Source organism: Mesorhizobium sp. M8A.F.Ca.ET.021.01.1.1 (genome assembly GCF_003998025.1).
Lineage (GTDB): Bacteria > Pseudomonadota > Alphaproteobacteria > Rhizobiales > Rhizobiaceae > Mesorhizobium.
Genome location: NZ_RZSJ01000917.1, coordinates 1 through 1,406 on the forward strand (window position 1 = coordinate 1; position 1,406 = coordinate 1,406).

Annotated in this window: 1 protein-coding gene and 1 pseudogene; both read left to right on the forward strand. The window is 68.6% G+C overall.

The genetic code is table 11. From position 1 onward, the window contains the following. A pseudogene (locus tag EOA36_RS38675) lies at positions 1-146 on the forward strand (protease HtpX); the annotation flags it as partial. Then, a partial coding sequence (locus tag EOA36_RS35425; RefSeq protein WP_189553544.1) for an RsmB/NOP family class I SAM-dependent RNA methyltransferase occupies positions 143-1,406 on the forward strand: 1,264 nt, incomplete at its 3' end. The pseudogene EOA36_RS38675 and the gene EOA36_RS35425, both read left to right, overlap by 4 nt.

Genomic DNA, 1,406 nt, shown 5'->3' on the forward strand with positions numbered 1-1,406 from the left:
CACAGACGCCGCCGCGGGCGGAGGAGCCGCAGGCGGCCGGACCGTGGGGCAAGCCGGCCGAACCGGAACAACAGGCCGAACCGGCCAGCCCGAAATCCAATCCGTGGGGCCGCAACCCGACCGGACCCAAGGGCCGGTGGTCGTGAGCGTGGCGGGCAGAGCACCTCGACGCACGGTTTCAGGCGATCAGGAACACAATGCCGGCGGCGAGTTCGTTGCCGGCCTTGCCGCGCGCAAGGCGGCGGCGCGGCTGCTGGCCGCCGTCATCGACGCCCGCACGCCGCTTGATGGCCTGACCGACCACGAGAACGGCCATCCGCAATACAAGGCGCTCGATTTGCGCGACCGTGGCCTTGTGCGCGCCATACTGGTCACCGCGCTGCGTTACCGCATGACCATATCGGGATTGCTGGCGCGGCGCCTGGAAAAGCCGCTGCCGCCCAACGCGACCGCCTTGTCGCACATACTGCATGTGGCGGCGGCCCAGATCCTGTTCCTCGACATTCCCGACAGCGCGGCCGTCGACCTCGCCGTGACGCACGCCAAGTCCGACCCCCGCACGCAGCGTTTTTCCGGCCTGGTCAACGGCGTGCTGCGCACGCTCGCGCGCGCCAAGGAGGCCGAACTTCCGGCAGTGCTTGCCGCCACCGACGAAGCGCCGAAATGGTTTTCCGACCGGCTGAAGGCGGCCTACGGCGCCGAGAAGGCTGGGCAGATCCTGGCCGCCCATCGCCACGAGGCGCCGGTCGACTTCTCGGTCAAGGCCGATGCCGAACTCTGGGCCGAAAAGCTCGGCGGCATAGTCCTGCCAACCGGCACGGTGCGCGTGGAGAAGCTTGCCGGCCCTGTCACCGAACTGCCTGGCTTCGCCGAAGGCGCCTGGTGGGTCCAGGATGCGGCCGCCAGCTTGCCGGCAAGACTGTTCGGCGATGTCGGCGGATTGCGCATCGCCGATCTCTGCGCCGCGCCCGGCGGCAAGACAGCTCAGCTGATCCTGGCCGGCGCCAGGGTCACCGCCGTCGATACCTCGAAGAACCGGCTTGCGCGGCTGGAGCAGAACCTCGACCGCCTCGGACTGTCCGCCGAAATCGTCCAGGCCGACCTGCTCAAATACGAGCCGGCGGCGTTGTTCGACGCCGTGCTCCTCGACGCACCATGTTCCTCGACCGGCACGGTGCGGCGGCATCCCGACGTGCCGTGGACCAAGACGGCGGCGGACGTCGAAAAACTCGCCGACCTGCAGCGCAGGCTGCTCGCCCGCGCCGTCACGCTGGTCAGGCCCGGCGGCCGGATCGTCTTTTCCAATTGTTCGCTCGACCCGCTCGAAGGTGAAGAACTGCATCGTTCCTTCCTCAAGGACGCGGCTACGGTCATTGACGATCCGCTGCATCAGGGCGAGATCGCCG